Raw genomic sequence first — 16,952 nt, 5'->3', positions numbered from 1 at the left:
CGTCGGGAGTCGGCTGTTCACCGCTGCCGCAGCGCGAACCACAGTTCCGTCCGTACGTCCATGTCGTCCAGGTCCGCGTCCAGCAGCGTCGCGCAGCGGGCGATGCGTTGGCGGACCGTGTTGCGGTGGACCTGGAGGGCCGTCGCCGTGCGGTCCCAGCTGCCGTGGAGGCTCAGCCAGCAGCGCAGGGTCTCGGACAGGGGCTCGGTGAGGGGTGCGAGGAGGGCCCGGGCATGGGCCTCGGCCTGGTCGGGAGGGATCAGGGCGGCCAGGCCGGCCCCGGTGTCGGTGCGGTGGTGGGCCAGCGGGGTGCGGGTGGCCACGGCGCGGCCCAGGGCGCGGGACGCCTGGCCGTCGGCGAGGTCCAGAGCCGTGATGGGCGCGGGGGCGGAGGCGCCGAGCGTCCAGCCGGGCTGCGGGGTGATCCGGTCGCCGCCGGGGATCAGCACCCTGACGGCGTCGCCGCCCCGGCCCGCGTCGACCAGGGCCGAGCCGAGAGCGGCGCCCAGTGCGCCGGCGGTGAGCGGGTCGACCGGGCCGTCGTCGCTGCGGCGCGCGTGCACCACCGTCCACTGCTCGGCGCCACCGAGCAGCGGGGCGACGTCCTGCGGGTCCGTGCCCAGCAGCATCCGTACGAGGGCGGCCGACCGGCCCGCCGCGTCGGCCCCCTGATGCGGGGCGGCCAGGAGCGAGAGCAGGACGACCGCTACCCCCGCGATCGTGTGGTCGCCCGCCTCGCGCCGGTCCGTCGCCAGCGCCAGGACGAGACCCTGGCCGCCACCCAGTGCGTACGCGGACAGGTGCGCGTCCCGCAGTGTGTCGGTGGCGGACGTCGGGGCGGGGCGCGTCACGGCGGAGAGCACCCGGGTGAGCCGGGCCAGCGCCGCCCCGATGTCGGGGGCCGGGCGGCGGCCCGCCGCGTGCAGCTCCTCGCCGTCCGCGGAGAGCAGCACCGCCCGGCCCTCCAGCTGCGCCGCCAACTGGTGCAGCACCGCGGGGATCGGGTCGGGCCGGGCCGCCGCCGTGGCCAGGGCCTGCTGGGCCCGGGTCACCCGGCGCAGCTCGCGGTGCCGGGCCTCGGCCATCAGCCGCCACACCGCCCGGGCGATCGCCGTGAACGGGGTTTCGGGCGGCACCTCCAGCAGCGGCAGGCCGTGCCGGTCGCACGCCTCGATCAGCGCCTGCGGCACCGTGTCGAACACCGGCGTCACCCCGAAACCGAGCGCCGCCGCCCCCGCCTCCACCAGCCGGGCCACGTACGCGTCCGGGTCCTTGAGCAGCACCCCGGCGCTCAGCAGCAGCTCACCGCCGAGCAGATACGGGTACGGGTCGGCCATCTCCGAGGTGTGCACCCACAGCAGATCCGCCTCCGCCGGACCCGCGATCCGGTGCAGCCCGAGCTCCTCGCGGGAGAGCAGCTCGGTGAGCGGAATCGGGGGAGTGGGGGGAGAGGAGGGGGAGGGGGGAGTGGACGGGGTGAGCCCGGCCATGGCTTCCGGCATGGATGGTCCATCCATCGGTGACTTCAATTATGGATGAAACGTACACTTCAGCGCCGCCTGCGGGCCACCTACCGTCTTCACCACATACGACGTGCGCACATGTGACTGAAATGGAGGAAGCCCATGGCTGTCGACTACGCGGTGATCATCGTCTATCTGGCCGGCATGCTCGCCATGGGCTGGTGGGGCATGCGCCGCGCCAAGTCCAAGAGCGAATTCCTGGTGGCGGGCCGCCGCCTCGGCCCCTGGATGTACTCCGGCACGATGGCCGCCATCGTCCTCGGCGGCGCCTCCACCATCGGCGGCGTCGGCCTCGGCTACCAGTACGGACTCTCCGGCGCCTGGATGGTCTTCACCATCGGCCTCGGCCTGCTCGCCCTGTCCGTCTTCTTCTCGGCGCGCATCGCCCGGCTGAAGGTCTACACCGTCTCCGAGATGCTCGACCTGCGCTACGGCGGCCGGGCCGGGCTCATCTCCGGTGTCGTCATGTGGGCGTACACGCTGATGCTCGCGGTCACCTCGACCATCGCGTACGCCACCATCTTCGACGTTCTCTTCGACATGAACCGGACCGTCGCGATCATCCTCGGCGGCGCCATCGTCGTCGCGTACTCGACGCTCGGCGGCATGTGGTCGATCACGCTCACCGACATGGTGCAGTTCGTCGTCAAGACCATCGGTGTGCTGCTGCTCCTGCTCCCCATCGCGGTGATCAAGGCGGGTGGCTTCAGCGAGATGAAGGCCAAGCTGCCCACCGAGTACTTCGACCCGCTGGGCATCGGCGGCGAGACGATCTTCACGTATGTGCTGATCTACACCTTCGGCATGCTGATCGGCCAGGACATCTGGCAGCGGGTGTTCACCGCGAAGAGCGACCGGACGGCGCGCTGGGGCGGCACGGTCGCCGGTACGTACTGTCTGGTGTACGCGGTCGCCGGCGCCGTCATCGGCACTGCGGCCAAGGTCATGTACCCGAAGCTGCCCAGCGCGGACGCCGCGTTCGCGACCATCGTCAAGGACGAACTGCCGGTGGGTGTACGAGGGCTGGTCCTGGCCGCCGCACTGGCCGCGGTGATGTCCACGTCCTCCGGTGCGCTGATCGCCTGCGCCACCGTCGCCAACAACGACATCTGGTCCCGGCTGCGGGGCGTGGTGTCGCGGGGCGGCGGCGAGGAGCACGACGAGGTGAAGGGCAACCGGATCTTCATCCTCGTCATGGGTGTCGCCGTCATCGCCATCGCCATCGCGCTCAACAACGTGGTCGAGGCCCTGACCGTCGCGTACAACCTGCTCGTCGGCGGTCTGCTGGTGCCGATCCTGGGCGGTCTGCTGTGGCGCCGTGGCACCGCGGCGGGTGCGCTGGCCGCGGTGTCGGTCGGTGGCGTCGCCGTGATCGGCCTGATGGCGACGTACGGAATCCTGGCCAACGAACCGGTCTACTACGGGCTGCTGGCCTCGCTCGCGGTGTACGTGATCGTCTCCCTGGCGACGAAGCCGACGGATGAGGCGGTGCTTCTCGCTTGGCGCGAGCGGTTGGCGGGGCGGGGTGCGGCCGACGTGGCCGAGCCCGTTGCGGAACCGGTCACCACGTAAGGCTTTGTCCTCAATCGCCGGGCAGGCAATTCCAGCCCGTCCGGCGATTGAGGACGGAACCGTTGCCGTGGGGACCGCGCACGCCATCGCACCCCGCACACTGAATAACGTACGAAACCCGAAGGAAAGGCCACCCCCTATGAGCAGCAACGAAACGCCGCGCGGTCCGATCGACTCCTCCCGCGTCCCGCGGTACGCCGGACCCGCGACGTTCGCCCGGCTGCCCCGCCTCGACGAGGTCGGCACTGCCGATGTCGCCGTCGTCGGCGTGCCCTTCGACACGGGTGTCTCCTACCGACCCGGTGCCCGCTTCGGCGGCAACGCGATCCGTGAGGCGTCGCGCCTGCTGCGCCCGTACAACCCGGCGCAGGACGCCTCGCCGTTCGCCCTCGCGCAGGTCGCCGACGCCGGTGACATCGCCGCGAACCCGTTCAACATCAACGAGGCCGTCGAGACGATCGAGGCCGCAGCCGACGACCTCCTCTCCACCGGCGCCCGCCTGATGACGCTCGGCGGCGACCACACCATCGCGCTGCCGCTGCTGCGCTCCGTCGCGAAGAAGCACGGCCCCGTCGCCCTGCTTCACTTCGACGCCCACCTCGACACCTGGGACACCTACTTCGGCGCCGAGTACACCCACGGAACCCCGTTCCGCCGGGCTGTCGAGGAGGGCATCCTCGACACCTCCGCCCTCTCCCACGTCGGTACCCGCGGCCCGCTCTACGGCAAGCAGGACCTGGACGACGACGCGAAGATGGGCTTCGGCATCGTCACCTCCGCCGACGTCATGCGCCGCGGTGTCGACGAGGTCGCCGACCAGCTGCGCCAGCGCATCGGCGACCGGCCGCTCTACATCTCCATCGACATCGACGTCCTGGACCCGGCGCACGCCCCCGGCACCGGCACCCCCGAGGCCGGTGGCCTGACCTCCCGCGAGCTGCTCGAAATCGTTCGAGGACTGTCCTCCTGCAACCTGGTCTCCGCCGACCTGGTCGAGGTCGCCCCCGCGTACGACCACGCCGAGATCACCTCCGTCGCCGCCTCCCACACGGCGTACGAATTGACGACGATCATGTCCCGCCAGATCGCAGAGGCCCGTACGAAGTGAGCCACGACCACCACGACGAGCGCCCGCAGCTCACCCCCGAGCAGATCGCGGCCGCCCTGAACCCCCCGGCCGGACGCAACGGCGGCGACCTCGTCGTCGAGACCCTCCAGGGCCTCGGCGCGACCACCGTCTTCGGCCTGCCCGGCCAGCACGCGCTGGGCATGTTCGACGCGCTGCGCCGCTCGGCACTGACGTACATCGGCCTGCGCGTCGAGAACAACGCGGGGTTCGCCGCCGACGCGTACGGCCGCATCACCGGGGAAGTGGCGCCGCTGCTGCTCTCCACCGGCCCCGGGGCCCTCACGTCCCTCGCCGCGCTCCAGGAGGCGGCGGCGGCCTCCGCCCCTGTGCTGGCCATCTCCAGCCAGATCCCGACCGCGGGTCTGGGCGGCGGACGCCACGGCTACCTGCACGAACTGAGGGACCAGAAGGCGTCGTTCCGCGACATCGTGAAGTCCGTCCACACCGTCCGTACGGCCTCCCAGATCCCGTCGGCTATCGCCGCCGCCTGGGAGTCCGCGCTGAGCGCCCCGCACGGCCCGGTCTGGATCGAGATCCCGCAGGACGTGCTCCTCGCCGAGACCACCCTGCCCGTCGTCACGGCGATGGACGCCACCCCGCGCGAACTGCACGCCCGTCCGGAACTGACCGCCGTGGCCGCCGACCTGCTGTCGAAGGCCGAACGTCCGGCGATCATCGCGGGCGGTGGAGTCGTACGGTCCGACGCGTCCGGCAAGCTGCTCGCCCTCGCGGAGAAGCTCGACGCCCCAGTTGTCACCACCTTCGGCGGCAAGGGCGCCTTCCCGTGGGAGCACCCGCTCTCGCTCCAGTCCTGGCTGGAGGACCGCCACACGACGGACTTCCTGGAGTCCGCAGACGTCCTGCTGGTCGTCGGCTCCGGACTCGGTGAACTCTCCTCGAACTACCACACGTTCGCCCCGCGCGGCCGCGTCATCCAGATCGAGGCCGACGCCGGGAAGCTGGAGTCCAACCACCCCGCGCTCGGCATCCACGCCGACGCCCGTGAGGCCCTCGTCGACCTCCTCGACGCGGTCGACCGCCGCGAGGACCCGTCGGCGCCGGACCGGGTCCGTACGGTGCTCGAAGCGGTACGGGACAGGATCGCCGGCCAGGAACTCACCCTGGAGCAGCAGCTCATCGCCTCGGTCCGCCAGGCGCTGCCCGACACGTCCCCGAGCTTCTGGGACATGACGATCCTCGCCTACTGGGCGTGGTCCGCCTTCGACGCCCGCCACCCGAACACGATGCACTCGGCCCAGGGTGCGGGCGGCCTCGGATACGGCTTCCCGGCCGCCCTCGGCGCGGCGGCGGCCGACCGTACGAAGCCGGTCCTGGCGGTCTCCGGCGACGGCGGCGCGATGTACTCGATCGCGGAACTGGCCACGGCCCGCCAGTACGACCTGCCGGTCACCTGGCTGATCGTCGACGACGGCGGCTACGGCATCCTGCGCGAATACATGACGGGTGCCTTCGGCGAGGCCACGGCGACGGAACTCTCCCGCCCCGACTTCGTCGCCCTCGCCGAGTCCTTCGGCGTCCCGGCGGTCCGTACGACCCCCGAGACGCTCGCCGACGACCTGGCGAAGTCCTTCGCGGAGCCGGGCCCTTCGGTGGTCGTGCTCCCGGCCCTGCTGAGGATGTTCGAGCCGACGCATCTGTAGGACTTCTGCCCGCCCGCGCCCCGCCGGCCGGGGGCGCGGGCGGTTCAGCGCCCGGCGGCCTCTTTCCCGATCTTCTCGATGGCACCCAGCTGCGTCTGCCGACCCTGCAGGAACTCCTTCTGCTGATCCGGATTCAGGGTGGCCGGCAGATCCCTGGTCGAGGGCATCAGGTCCGGGATCGACCGGAAGACGGCGCCTGCTGCGGGGCCGTGGCCCCGTAGCCGTGCCCAGTACAAGGACTTGCCGACCGTGTGCAGAGGCACCGTCATCTCCGTACGAGGCTTCTTTGCGGCCTTCTGTCTCGACTCCTCGCGCCCCAGCGCGCGGAAGCCGATGTCACCCAGCCGCTGCAGCACCTCCAGGGCGGCGTACAGCTGCCCGCAGAGACAGGCATCGGTCGGCCGGTCGTCCGGCATGATCCCTCCCCGTCGCTCCCCGTTCCGCTGACGGAAGTCATCCCTACCCGGGCCACCCGGCCGAGGAACACCGGCTCGCGGTGTACAACCTTTCCGTCCGTCAGAAGTCATCAGATTCGGGTGTGCCGGGGGCACACCGTATGAATTCACCCAGGGGGAAATGCCGTATGAAACAGACTCGTATATCCCGCCGTGCGCAGGCCGCGCTGTCCGTCGCGCTCGCCGCAGGCGCGCTCGCACCCGTGGCGCTCGGCGCCGCGCCCGCCGCCGCCGCGACGCCGACGGTGAGCTGCACATCAGGCAAGGCGGGGCTGGCCGCCAAGCTGTCGAAGGACATCACCGCCGCACTCAAGGGGCGGAAGTCGACGACGGCGGTGGCGCTCTACGACCGGACCACCAGGACGACGTGCTCCTTGCGGGCGACGACGAAGTACGACTCCGCCAGCGTCGTGAAGGCGACCGTGCTGGCGACGCTGCTCTGGGACAACAAGAAGCACAACCGCTATCTCACCCAGCGCGAGGCCAACCTCACCACCGCCATGATCACCAAGTCCGACAACAACGCGACCAGCAGCCTGTGGAAGCAGCTCGGGGTGACCAAGGTCAAGGCGTTCCTGAAGGCCGCCGGGATGACGCACACCGTGCCCGGCTCCGGTGGCTACTGGGGGCTGACCCAGGTCACCGCCCAGGACGAGCAGCGGCTGCTGACCCTGCTGACCGCCAAGAACTCCGTGCTGAGCGACAACTCGCGGGCGTACGAACTGGGCCTGATGCGCAAGGTCATCTCCTCCCAGCGCTGGGGCACGCCCGCCGGTGCGCCGTCCGGAGTGACCGTCCAGGTCAAGAACGGCTGGCTGCCGCGCGCCACCCACGGCTGGCGGGTGCACAGCATCGGCGCCTTCACGGGCAAGGGGCACGACTACGCGATCACCGTGCTCACCCAGGACAACAAGACGATGAACGACGGCATCAACACCATTCAGGCCGTCGCCCGCGCCGTGCACAAGGACCTCAACCCGGCCGCTGCCACGAAGGCGACCGTCACCCCGCCCGCCGCTCCGCAGGAAGCGGTGCCTGCGGTACCGGAGGCACCGGCCGTACGGATGCTCACCGCGACGCCGCGGTCGTAGTCGACGGGCCGAAGCTGTCCTCGATCGCCGGACGCGGCATGTCCGTTCGGCGATCGAGGCCGTCGCGGGCCGCGGCGACCGACCAGCCACGGTCCTGGTCAGCCGCTGACCGCCTGCGCATCGGCAGCCGCCTCCACCGTTGTATCCGCCGCCTCCGCCTCGGAACCCGCATGGGCGGTGAATGCCACCCGCATCGTGTCGCCGTCGAGCTCCATGCTGAACGTGGAGTCCATGGCCCGCGCCAGGCGGGCCAGCAGCGCGACGGTCGGCAGTGTGCCGCCCAGCTCAAGTTTCGACACCTGCGGCTGAGTCATCCTGGCGCGCCTGGCCAGCTCGGTCTGCGAGAGCCCGGCCTCGGTCCGGCGGTCGTACACGGCCTGCCCGAGGTCGTAGCGGAGCCGGATCTCCTCGCGGCGTTTCTCCACATCGGGATCTTCGGCGATTCCCTGGGCGACCTTTTTGTCGCGGGCGATCTTCCAGTGTGCGTGGCTGACCATTACCGGTCCTTCCTCTCCGCATCCACATCGCGTGTGTACACGTCGTGTGCCGCTTCGTGCTCGGCCTCGCATAGTGCTTTGGTGCGCCTGGCCCGTGCCACTTCCGTGTTCTCCCGCTGTCGGGTCTTGCGGAAGACGGTGAGCAGGACGATCCTCCGACCGGGTGCGAGCCAGTAGGGAATCCTTGTGGCGTCCCGATTGCAGCCCAGGTGGAATCTCAGTTCCCGGACGCCGTCGCCGAGATGCCGGGAGTACGGTTCTCCGAGCGTGGTCGGCCGTTCCCGCAGCAGGTCGGTGATGTGCTCGACCGCGAGATAGTCGTCGCCGCGCAGATTCATCAACCACAGCCGAACCTCGGGTTCGATCTCGATGGTGTAGCCACTGTCCATATGCTGGAACGTATAGATGTCTCAGTGTATGACGGCTGGGTTTGTTGCGCATTCGCCCATACGGGTGAGCGCACCTAGGGCCGATGACGGACCGCCCTACGCCGCAGGACCCGTCTTTGTAACGGCGGGATGAAATCCGCTGCCCACCGCGTTGGTGCCTTCCGGTAGAGCAGGTCGAACGGGAGGCACCGGTGACGGACACAGGGGACGCAGAAGGCGCGGCGCAGGCCCCGGGGTGGGCTCGGCGGCTGAGTGGCTACGCATGGCGCTACCGGCGCAATGTGCTGCTGGCGCTCGGCTCGTCGCTCGCCGGCATGGCCGTGATGGCCCTCGTCCCGCTGATCACCAAGGTGATCATCGACGATGTCGTCGGCGACCACACACGGTCCCTCGCCGTGTGGACCGGACTCCTCCTGGTCGCCGCCGTGCTCGTGTACATATCCACGTACATCCGCCGCTACTACGGCGGCCGGCTCGCCCTCGACGTACAGCACGATCTCCGTACCGAGATGTACGGGACGATCACCCGCCTCGACGGGAAGCGGCAGGACGAGCTGTCCACCGGGCAGGTCGTCGGGCGTGCCACCAGCGACCTGCAGCTGATCCAGGGGCTCCTGTTCATGCTCCCGATGACCATCGGGAACGTACTGCTCTTCATCATCTCCCTGGTGATCATGGCGTGGCTCTCGCCGCTGCTCACCCTGGTCGCGATCGCCGTCGCCCCCGCCCTCTGGTTCATCGCCCGCCGCTCCCGCTCCCGTCTCTTCCCCGCCACCTGGTACGCCCAGGGGCAGGCCGCCGCCGTCGCCGGAGTCGTCGACGGGGCCGTCTCCGGGGTCCGGGTCGTCAAGGGGTTCGGGCAGGAGGACCAGGAGACCGGCAAGCTGCGCGAGGTCGGGCGGAAGCTCTTCGCCGGACGGCTGCGGACGATCCGGCTGAACTCCCGCTACACCCCCGCCCTCCAGGCCGTCCCCGCGTTCGGCCAGGTCGCGATGCTGGCCCTCGGCGGCTGGCTCGCCACCCGGGGCGAGATCACCCTCGGCACGTTCGTCGCGTTCTCCACCTACCTGGCCCAGCTCGTCGGCCCGGTCCGGATGCTCGCCATGGTCCTCACCGTCGGACAGCAGGCCAGGGCCGGCGTCGAGCGCGTACTGGAACTGATCGACACCGAGCCGACCATGAAGGACGGCACCAAGGAACTCCCGGCCGACGCCCCCGCGAGCGTCGAGTTCGACGACGTACGGTTCGGATATGACGAGGACCGCCCCGTCCTCGACGGGTTCTCGCTGACCATCGAGCCCGGTGAGACCGTCGCCGTCGTCGGCGCGTCCGGCAGCGGGAAGTCCACCGTCTCGCTGCTGCTGCCCCGCTTCTACGACGTGTCGCACGGCGCGGTCCTGGTCGGCGGCCACGACGTCCGCGAGCTGACCCAGCAGTCCCTGCGTGCCGCCATCGGCCTCGTACCGGAGGACAGCTTCCTGTTCTCCGACACCGTCCGCGCCAACATCGCGTACGGATTCCCGGACGCCACCCAGGAACAGATCGAGGAAGCGGCCAGAGCCGCCCAGGCCGACCGGTTCATCGCGGACCTGCCCGAGGGCTACGACACCAAGGTCGGCGAGCACGGACTCACCCTCTCCGGCGGCCAGCGCCAGCGCGTCGCGCTCGCCCGCGCCATCCTCACCGACCCCCGGCTGCTCCTCCTGGACGATGCCACCTCCGCCGTCGACGCCCGCGTCGAACACGAGATCCACGAGGCGCTGCGGCAGGTGATGGCCGGGCGGACGACCCTCCTGATCGCCCACCGCCGCTCCACCCTCGGCCTCGCCGACCGGATCGCCGTCCTGGAGCACGGCAGGCTCGCCGACATCGGTACGCACGAGGAGCTGGAGCGCCGCTGTGCGCTCTACCGGCGGCTGCTCACCGATCCGGACGAGCTGGGCGGCACCTCGCCCGGACACCAGCCGCTGACCACCGCCGACACGATCCCCGAGGACGACCGCGCGCTCCAGGAGGAACTGGACGCCGAGTTCGACGCCGAACGCGGCATCAGCCCCCACCTGTGGATCCGCAAGGAGGAGCCGCGCGACACCGGGTCCGCCGGCATGCCCGCGACCCCCGAGCTGCTCGCCCAGGTCGAGGCCCTGCCGCCCGCCACCGACACACCCGACATCGACGAGGCGCGGGCCGTCCGCGCCGAGGAGTCGTACGGGCTGCGCAGGCTGCTGCGCGGCTTCGGGCTGCCGCTCCTGGTGAGCCTGGCGCTGGTGGCGGTGGACGCGGGAGCCGGACTCCTGCTGCCCGTACTGATCCGGCACGGCATCGACCAGGGTGTCTCGCAGCTCGCACTCGGTGCCGTCTGGGCGGCGTCTGCGCTGGCCCTGGTGATCGTGCTCGTGCAGTGGGCCGCCCAGATCGGCGAGACCCGGATGACGGGCCGCACCGGCGAGCGGGTGCTGTACTCACTGCGGCTGAAGATCTTCGCGCAGCTCCAGCGGCTCGGCCTGGACTACTACGAGCGCGAGCTGACCGGTCGCATCATGACCCGGATGACGACGGACGTGGACGCGCTGTCGACGTTCCTCCAGACCGGTCTGGTCACGGCCTTCGTCTCCGTCGTCACCTTCTTCGGCATCATGGTCGCGCTGCTGGTCCTGGACGTACAGCTGGCCCTCGTCGTCTTCGCGACGCTGCCGGCGCTGGTCATCGGTACGTTCTTCTTCCGCCGCAAGAGCGTCAAGGCGTACGAGCTGGCCCGGGAACGCATCAGCGTCGTCAACGCCGACCTCCAGGAGTCCGTCTCCGGGCTGCGGATCGTGCAGGCGTTCCGCCGCGAGCGCGACGGCGCGGACCGGTTCGCGGGGCGCAGCGACCACTACCGCGAGGCCAGGGTCCGCGGGCAGTGGCTGATATCGGTCTACTTCCCGTTCGTGCAGCTGCTGTCGTCGGTGGCCGCGGCCGCCGTACTGATCGTCGGTGCGGGCCGGGTCGACAACGGCACGCTCACCACCGGTGCGCTGGTCGCGTACCTCCTCTACATCGACCTGTTCTTCGCCCCGGTGCAGCAGCTCTCCCAGGTCTTCGACGGCTACCAGCAGGCCACCGTCTCCCTCGGCCGCATCCAGGAACTCCTGCGGGAGCCGACCTCCACCGACGCCCCGGACGAACCGCTGGACGTGCTGTCGTTGCGCGGCGAGATCGCCTTCGAGGACGTGTCCTTCGCGTACGGGGGCGAGGAGGAGGCCCTCTCCCGTGTCGACCTGCGGATTCCGGCCGGTCAGACGGTCGCGTTCGTCGGCGAGACCGGCGCCGGGAAGTCCACCCTCGTCAAGCTCGTCGCCCGGTTCTACGACCCGACGGGCGGCCGGGTCACGGCGGACGGCACCGATCTGCGCCGCCTCGACCTCACCGCGTACCGGCACCGGCTCGGAGTCGTACCGCAGGAGGCGTACCTCTTCGCGGGCACGGTCCGCGACGCCATCGCGTACGGGCGGCCCGAGGCCACCGACGCCGAGGTGGAGGCGGCGGCGCGGGCGGTCGGTGCCCACGACATGATCGCCACCCTGGACGGCGGCTATCTGCACGAGGTCGCCGAGCGGGGCCGTAACCTCTCGGCCGGCCAGCGCCAGCTCATCGCCCTCGCCCGCGCCGAACTCGTCGACCCGGACGTCCTGCTGCTCGACGAGGCGACCGCCTCCCTCGACCTGGCCAGCGAGGCCCTGGTCAACCAGGCGACCGACCGGCTCACCGGCCGACGCACCACCCTCGTCGTCGCCCACCGGCTGACCACCGCCGCCCGCGCCGACCGGGTCGTGGTGATGGACCACGGCCGGGTCGTCGAGGACGGCACGCACGACGAGCTCCTCGCCAGGGAGGGGCACTACGCCGTGCTGTGGCGCACCTTCATCGGGGAGGACGAGCCCGCGGGGGTGTGAGAGCCGGGCCCGCCCACCGGTTCACTCGCCGATGCCGGAGATCTTGCCGGTCTGCAGATCCGACCGCACGGTCAGATACGAGTACGTGGGGTGCTTGCCGTTGCTCCAGGTGAGCCGCACCTTCGACCAGGTGTGGCCCGCGCCGCTGTCGCCGGAGGTGACCCGGAAGGCGAGCGGGGTGTTCTGGGCGCGGAGCACGCCGTCCGCGTGGTTGCGCTTCTCCCAGGTGTTCAGCTGGGTGCGCAGGTGAGGCGTCAGATAGAACGACCTCAGGGCGGTGGCGAGCTTGCCGCCGCCCTCCGCCGTGACGGCATCGATGTAGGAGGCGTAGAAGTGGGCGACCTGCTGGAACGCCGGGGTGCCGGCGTCGCTGCGTACCGGCGCCGCGGCCACCGGGGCCTGCGGAGCCGCCGCGGCGGCCGGGACCGCGGCGACGACGGTGAGGAGAGCGGTGGCGAGCAGCGTCCGGCCGATGGCGCGCCGGCCGCGGGGGCCCTGTGAGTTGCGGAGTTGGAGCATGGCAGTTCCTGCCTTTCGTATGGCTCTGCCCTGTTGGAGCCATGCTGTGGCGATTCGGTTGCCCGGGAGGCGGAGCGCGCCGGGTGCAACCTCCGGATGGCCTCCTGCGTCGTACGCATGTACGTGTAAGGGCCGAGCAAGGGCGTAAGTGTTCGATCAGACGATGGGGCTGCTGGTGATCAGAGGGACCGGAGAGGCCGGAGGAGCCGGAGCGGTCGGCGGGGGCGGAAGCGGCCGGGGGTGCCGGATGCTCATCCGTCTGTTCGTCCTGCCATTGGTGGCCGCCGTAGGTCTGGTGCTGAGCGGCACTGCGGCGAACAGCGCCGACGCCTCAACGGCCTGTGCCGGGCGCCCCGCGAAGACGGTCACGTTCAAGACCGGCGAGCTGCGCATCTACAAGAGCCGCTCCTACGCCTGCGCCGTCGCTGTCGCGAAGAAGGCTGGCCCCCGCCGCACTATGTCCGTGCGCATCCAGGCGCGCGGCGGCAGCCCCGTCGCCGACAGCGGCAGATACACCACACAGGCCGGCCCGGTGACGGTCCATGCGCTGAACCGGTGCGTCCGGGCCTCGGCCACGATCTCGGGAAAGTCCGGCTCCACGGGCTGGATTCTCTGCTGAGGCGGGCGCTCGTCGTCGCTCCGTGCCAACAGGGTCTGGCGGCACGGGTGTTGCCCCGCTAGGTTCACGACGTCTGTTGTGAATCAAGGGGAGGGTGCATGCGCAAGGCGCTCAGAGGGTTCCTGTCGCTCGCGGTGCTCATCGGCACAGTGAGTGCTACGGGTGCCTCGGCCGGGGCGGCCACCGCCGCGGAACCGACCGCGTTCCGGAGCACGGCCGGCAGTGACAGCGGCACGAACACGGACATCAAGGACCGCATCCTGGCCATCCCGGGAATGAGTCTCATCGAGGAGAAGCCTTACGCGGGCTACCGCTACTTCGTCCTCGACTACACCCAGCCGATCGATCACCGGCACCCGTCCAAGGGCACCTTCCAGCAGCGCATCACCCTGCTACACAAGGACACGTCCCGCCCGACGGTCTTCTACACCAGTGGCTACAACGTCTCCACGAACCCCAGCCGCTCCGAGCCGACCCGGATCGTCGACGGCAACCAGGTCTCTCTGGAGTACCGTTTCTTCACCCCGTCCCGCCCGGCGCCCGCCGACTGGTCCAAGCTCGACATCTGGCAGGCCGCCAGCGACCAGCACCGCGTCTTCACCGCGCTGAAGCAGATCTACTCCAAGAACTGGCTGACCACCGGTGGCTCGAAGGGCGGCATGACCGCCACGTACTTCGAGCGCTTCTACCCCAAGGACATGGACGGCGTCGTCGCGTACGTCGCGCCGAACGACGTGGTCAACAAGGAGGACTCGGCGTACGACCGGTTCTTCGAGAACGTGGGCACCAAGGAGTGCCGCGACAAGCTGAACGGTGTGCAGCGCGAGGCGCTGATACGCCGCGAGCCGCTGGAGAAGAAGTACGAGGAGTACGCCGCCGAGAACGGCTACACCTTCAACACCGTCGGCTCGCTCGACAAGGCGTACGAAGCCGTCGTCATGGACTATGTCTGGGCGTTCTGGCAGTACAGCCTGCTGTCCGACTGCGACACCATCCCGGCCGACGCCGAGACCGCCCCCGACCAGGCGATCTGGGACTCGATCGACGGTATCTCCGGCTTCTCCGCCTACGCGGACCAGGGCCTGAACACGTACACGCCGTACTACTACCAGGCGGGCACCCAGCTCGGCTCACCAAACATCGAGCAGCCGTGGCTCGGCAAGCTGAGCCGGTACGGGTACCAGCCGCCGCGCAACTTCGTGCCGCGCTCCATCCCGATGAAGTTCCAGCCGTCGGTGATGCGCGACGTCGACAGCTGGGTGAAGCACCACGCCGACCACATGCTGTACGTGTACGGGCAGAACGACCCGTGGGGCGCGGAGCGCTTCCGGCTCGGGGCGGGCGCCCGTGACAGCTATGTCATGACTGTGGCCGGCGGCAACCACGGCTCCAACGTGGCCGGGCTCGCCGACGACGAAAAGGCGAAGGCCACCGCGGCCATCCTGCGCTGGGCGGGCGTCGCCCCGGCCGCCGTGCAGGACGACCCGGCGAAGGCGAAGCCGCTCGCGAAGTTCGACGAACGGCTCGACAAGCGGGACGTGACGAGCGAGCGCAGGCTGCGGCCGTAAGCGGTCCTCGCGCCACGTCTTGCCAAGGAAGGGGCTGTGCGTGTGCACAGCCCCTTTCCGGTTTCCGGGGGTCTAGTACGTCAGCCCGTAACCCACCGGGTGCAGCACCTGCGTCGGATCGTCCGCGCGCTGCACCGGCACCGGCAGGGTGCCCTCCGGTTCGGCGCGGCCCGCGATCACCCGGGCGGCGGCCCGCAGTTCGACATCGGTCCAGGAGTACGTGGCCAGGTTCGCCGCGAACCCGGTCCCGGAGAGCTGGGCGATGTCGTACGGATTGCGGATCGCGACCGTGATCACCGGGATGCCGGTCGCCGCGAGGGCGCTCACCAGGGTGCGCTGCGAGCTGGTCGCCGAGACGTTGTACGTCCCCACGATCACCGCGTCCTTGCCCTGCGCGGCCGCCACCGCCTGGTCGATCTGCGCCTTGGTGGGGGCAGTGCCGGTGGACAGCGCGGTCGCCGCGTACCCCAGTTCGCCGAAGGCGGTGGCCAGGGTGGTGGTCGGCGGTCCGGTGGTGCCGGACGGGGAGGCCGGATCGGCGCCGACCACGAGGAGGTTCTTGTGGGAGCGGCGGGAGAGCGGCAGCACCGCGCCGTCGTTGGCGAGCAGTGTGGTGGTGCGCTCGGCGATCCGGTCGGCCGCGGCGAGATGGGCCCGCGTCCCGACGGTACGGTCCACTCCCGCGTGGCTGACGTACGGGTCGTCGAACAGCCCGAGCTTCGTCTTCAGCCGCAGGATCCGCAGGATCGATTCCTCGATCCTGGCCTCGCTGATCTCACCGCTCTTCACGGCCTCCAGGAGGGCGTTCCAGGAGACGTCGAGGCTCGGCGGGTTGAGCAGCTGGTCGACGCCCGCCTGCAGCGCGAGTACCGGTACGCGCTCGTCGCCGTACTTCGTCCGCACCCCCTCCATGCCGAGCGAGTCGGTCACCACGACACCGTCGTAGCCGAGCTCCTCGCGCAGGATGCCGGTGAGGATCGGGCGGGACAGCGTCGCCGGGTCCTCGGCCGGGTCCAGCGCCGGGACCACGATGTGCGCGGTCATGATCGAGTCGATGCCCGCGGCGATCGCGGCCCGGAACGGCGGCTCGTCCAGCTCCGCCCACTGCTCCCGCGTGTGGAGGATGACGGGCAGCCCGGTGTGGCTGTCGGTGTTGGTGTCGCCGTGGCCCGGGAAGTGCTTGGCCGTCGAGGCGATACCGCTGCTCTGATACCCCTTCACCTGGGCGGCGACCATTCCGGCCACGGACTGCGGGTCGGAGCCGAAGGAGCGTACGCCGATCACCGGGTTGGCCGGGTTGACGTTGACGTCGGCGTCCGGGGCGTAGTTCTGGTTGATGCCGATCGCGGCCAGTTCGGCGCCCGCGATCTGCCCGGCCCGGCGGGCGTCCGAGCGCGAACCGCCCGCGCCCAGCGCCATCGCGCCCGGCATCAGGGTGGCGGGCTCGCCGACGCGGCAGACGATGCCGTGCTCCTGGTCGGTGGAGACGAGGAGCGGCAGGGGAGTGGGGCCGGCGAGACCGGCGCGCTGGATGCCGTTGGAGAGGTCGGCGATCTGGTGCGGGTCGCGGGTGTTGTGCGCCCAGGTGAAGTAGATGATCCCGCCGACGTGGTACTTGGCGATCATCTCGGCGGCGGTGCGGACCCCGATCTCGGCCATGTTGGCGTCGATGTCGGCCTGGTCGGGCTCGGTGGCGGAGTGTCCGTACACCCGCATCACGAAGAGCTGCCCGACCTTCTCCTCCAGGGTCATCCGGGAGATGAGCCGCTTGAGGCGCTTGGTGGTGGCGGCTGAGGTGTGGTGCCCGCTGCTGGGCCCGCTGCTCGCGGACCTCTGGGCGGCGACGGCGCCGGGGGCGACAACCCCGCCTGTGACGGCGGCTGCGGCGGTCGCGGCGGTGGCGGTGAGGAGGGTGCGTCTGGAGGTGCGGTGGTGCACGTGAGCTCCTTCGGCCGTACTCGGGGACGAGGGGTGGTGAAAGAAACTTCCAAGGA

General features: G+C 70.4%; 13 protein-coding genes. 7 read left to right on the top strand and 6 right to left on the bottom strand.

The window, feature by feature from the left end; all coding sequences use genetic code 11:
* Positions 1 to 17: 17 nt before the first annotated feature.
* Complete coding sequence (locus tag ACGFU7_RS07010) at positions 18 to 1,517, bottom strand: PucR family transcriptional regulator (RefSeq protein ID WP_393693112.1); 1,500 nt, start codon at positions 1,515 to 1,517, stop codon at positions 18 to 20.
* Between the two features lie 108 nt (positions 1,518 to 1,625).
* On the opposite strand from ACGFU7_RS07010, the gene ACGFU7_RS07005 reads away from it, so the two are divergent.
* The 3 genes from ACGFU7_RS07005 to ACGFU7_RS06995 all read left to right on the top strand — a co-directional run bounded on the left by ACGFU7_RS07005 (position 1,626) and on the right by ACGFU7_RS06995 (position 5,885).
* The gene (locus ACGFU7_RS07005) at positions 1,626 to 3,095 is read left to right on the top strand and encodes a sodium:solute symporter (protein WP_393693110.1); all 1,470 of its coding nucleotides are present in this window, start codon (positions 1,626 to 1,628) and stop codon (positions 3,093 to 3,095) included.
* Positions 3,096 to 3,234: 139 nt separating this feature from the next.
* Entirely contained in the window at positions 3,235 to 4,203 is a 969-nt protein-coding gene (speB, locus tag ACGFU7_RS07000; protein WP_393693108.1) for an agmatinase, read from the top strand.
* Positions 4,200 to 5,885, top strand: a complete 1,686-nt coding sequence (locus ACGFU7_RS06995) for a thiamine pyrophosphate-binding protein (RefSeq protein ID WP_393693106.1) — start codon at positions 4,200 to 4,202, stop codon at positions 5,883 to 5,885. Before speB ends, ACGFU7_RS06995 begins: the two co-directional genes overlap by 4 nt.
* 44 nt (positions 5,886 to 5,929) lie before the next feature.
* On the opposite strand, the gene ACGFU7_RS06990 is transcribed toward ACGFU7_RS06995, so the two are convergent.
* The gene (locus tag ACGFU7_RS06990) at positions 5,930 to 6,301 is read right to left on the bottom strand and encodes a hypothetical protein (RefSeq protein WP_393693104.1); all 372 of its coding nucleotides are present in this window, start codon (positions 6,299 to 6,301) and stop codon (positions 5,930 to 5,932) included.
* Positions 6,302 to 6,468: 167 nt separating this feature from the next.
* Here ACGFU7_RS06990 and ACGFU7_RS06985 point away from each other — a divergent pair, with 167 nt between their 5' ends.
* Positions 6,469 to 7,431, top strand: coding sequence for a serine hydrolase (locus ACGFU7_RS06985; RefSeq protein ID WP_393693103.1), 963 nt, complete (start codon positions 6,469 to 6,471; stop codon positions 7,429 to 7,431).
* A 98-nt stretch (positions 7,432 to 7,529) separates the two neighbouring features.
* Here the strand turns inward: ACGFU7_RS06985 and ACGFU7_RS06980 are convergent, their stop codons facing one another.
* Together ACGFU7_RS06980 and ACGFU7_RS06975 are read right to left on the bottom strand one after the other, a co-directional pair.
* Positions 7,530 to 7,928, bottom strand: a complete 399-nt coding sequence (locus ACGFU7_RS06980; RefSeq protein WP_393693101.1) for a helix-turn-helix domain-containing protein — start codon at positions 7,926 to 7,928, stop codon at positions 7,530 to 7,532.
* Entirely contained in the window at positions 7,928 to 8,317 is a 390-nt protein-coding gene (locus tag ACGFU7_RS06975; RefSeq protein ID WP_393693099.1) for a type II toxin-antitoxin system RelE/ParE family toxin, read from the bottom strand. The genes ACGFU7_RS06980 and ACGFU7_RS06975 overlap by 1 nt, the downstream gene beginning before the upstream one ends.
* Before the next feature lie 191 nt (positions 8,318 to 8,508).
* On the opposite strand from ACGFU7_RS06975, the gene ACGFU7_RS06970 reads away from it, so the two are divergent.
* Entirely contained in the window at positions 8,509 to 12,252 is a 3,744-nt protein-coding gene (locus tag ACGFU7_RS06970) for an ABC transporter ATP-binding protein (RefSeq protein ID WP_393693097.1), read from the top strand.
* A 21-nt stretch (positions 12,253 to 12,273) separates the two neighbouring features.
* Here ACGFU7_RS06970 and ACGFU7_RS06965 read toward each other — a convergent pair whose 3' ends face one another.
* Complete coding sequence (locus ACGFU7_RS06965) at positions 12,274 to 12,771, bottom strand: hypothetical protein (protein ID WP_393693095.1); 498 nt, start codon at positions 12,769 to 12,771, stop codon at positions 12,274 to 12,276.
* Positions 12,772 to 13,018: 247 nt separating this feature from the next.
* Between ACGFU7_RS06965 and ACGFU7_RS06960 the strand changes: the two genes are divergently transcribed.
* On the top strand, positions 13,019 to 13,390 hold the full coding sequence (locus tag ACGFU7_RS06960) for a hypothetical protein (RefSeq protein ID WP_393693094.1): 372 nt from the start codon (positions 13,019 to 13,021) through the stop codon (positions 13,388 to 13,390).
* 98 nt (positions 13,391 to 13,488) lie between these two features.
* Positions 13,489 to 14,958 (top strand): S28 family serine protease, encoded by a 1,470-nt coding sequence (locus tag ACGFU7_RS06955; protein WP_393693092.1) that lies wholly within the window; start codon positions 13,489 to 13,491, stop codon positions 14,956 to 14,958.
* Between the two features lie 72 nt (positions 14,959 to 15,030).
* Here the strand turns inward: ACGFU7_RS06955 and ACGFU7_RS06950 are convergent, their stop codons facing one another.
* Positions 15,031 to 16,896 (bottom strand): glycoside hydrolase family 3 protein, encoded by a 1,866-nt coding sequence (locus ACGFU7_RS06950; RefSeq protein ID WP_393693090.1) that lies wholly within the window; start codon positions 16,894 to 16,896, stop codon positions 15,031 to 15,033.
* Positions 16,897 to 16,952 lie beyond the last annotated feature (56 nt).

Source organism: Streptomyces sp. NPDC048473 (assembly GCF_043200155.1).
GTDB lineage: Bacteria > Actinomycetota > Actinomycetes > Streptomycetales > Streptomycetaceae > Streptomyces.
This window is presented reverse-complemented; position numbering and strand designations above follow the sequence as displayed.

What these genes read in the sequence shown, in the direction of transcription:
- ACGFU7_RS06980 (WP_393693101.1), bottom strand. Translation starts at nt 7,928, where the DNA reads ATGGTCAGCCACGCACACTGGAAGATCGCCCGCGACAAAAAGGTCGCC.
- ACGFU7_RS06975 (WP_393693099.1), bottom strand. Translation starts at nt 8,317, where the DNA reads ATGGACAGTGGCTACACCATCGAGATCGAACCCGAGGTTCGGCTGTGG.
- ACGFU7_RS06965 (WP_393693095.1), bottom strand. Translation starts at nt 12,771, where the DNA reads ATGCTCCAACTCCGCAACTCACAGGGCCCCCGCGGCCGGCGCGCCATC.
- ACGFU7_RS06955 (WP_393693092.1), top strand. Translation starts at nt 13,489, where the DNA reads ATGCGCAAGGCGCTCAGAGGGTTCCTGTCGCTCGCGGTGCTCATCGGC.
- ACGFU7_RS07005 (WP_393693110.1), top strand. Translation starts at nt 1,626, where the DNA reads ATGGCTGTCGACTACGCGGTGATCATCGTCTATCTGGCCGGCATGCTC.
- ACGFU7_RS06990 (WP_393693104.1), bottom strand. Translation starts at nt 6,301, where the DNA reads ATGCCGGACGACCGGCCGACCGATGCCTGTCTCTGCGGGCAGCTGTAC.
- ACGFU7_RS06985 (WP_393693103.1), top strand. Translation starts at nt 6,469, where the DNA reads ATGAAACAGACTCGTATATCCCGCCGTGCGCAGGCCGCGCTGTCCGTC.
- ACGFU7_RS06960 (WP_393693094.1), top strand. Translation starts at nt 13,019, where the DNA reads ATGCTCATCCGTCTGTTCGTCCTGCCATTGGTGGCCGCCGTAGGTCTG.
- ACGFU7_RS07010 (WP_393693112.1), bottom strand. Translation starts at nt 1,517, where the DNA reads ATGGATGGACCATCCATGCCGGAAGCCATGGCCGGGCTCACCCCGTCC.
- speB (WP_393693108.1), top strand. Translation starts at nt 3,235, where the DNA reads ATGAGCAGCAACGAAACGCCGCGCGGTCCGATCGACTCCTCCCGCGTC.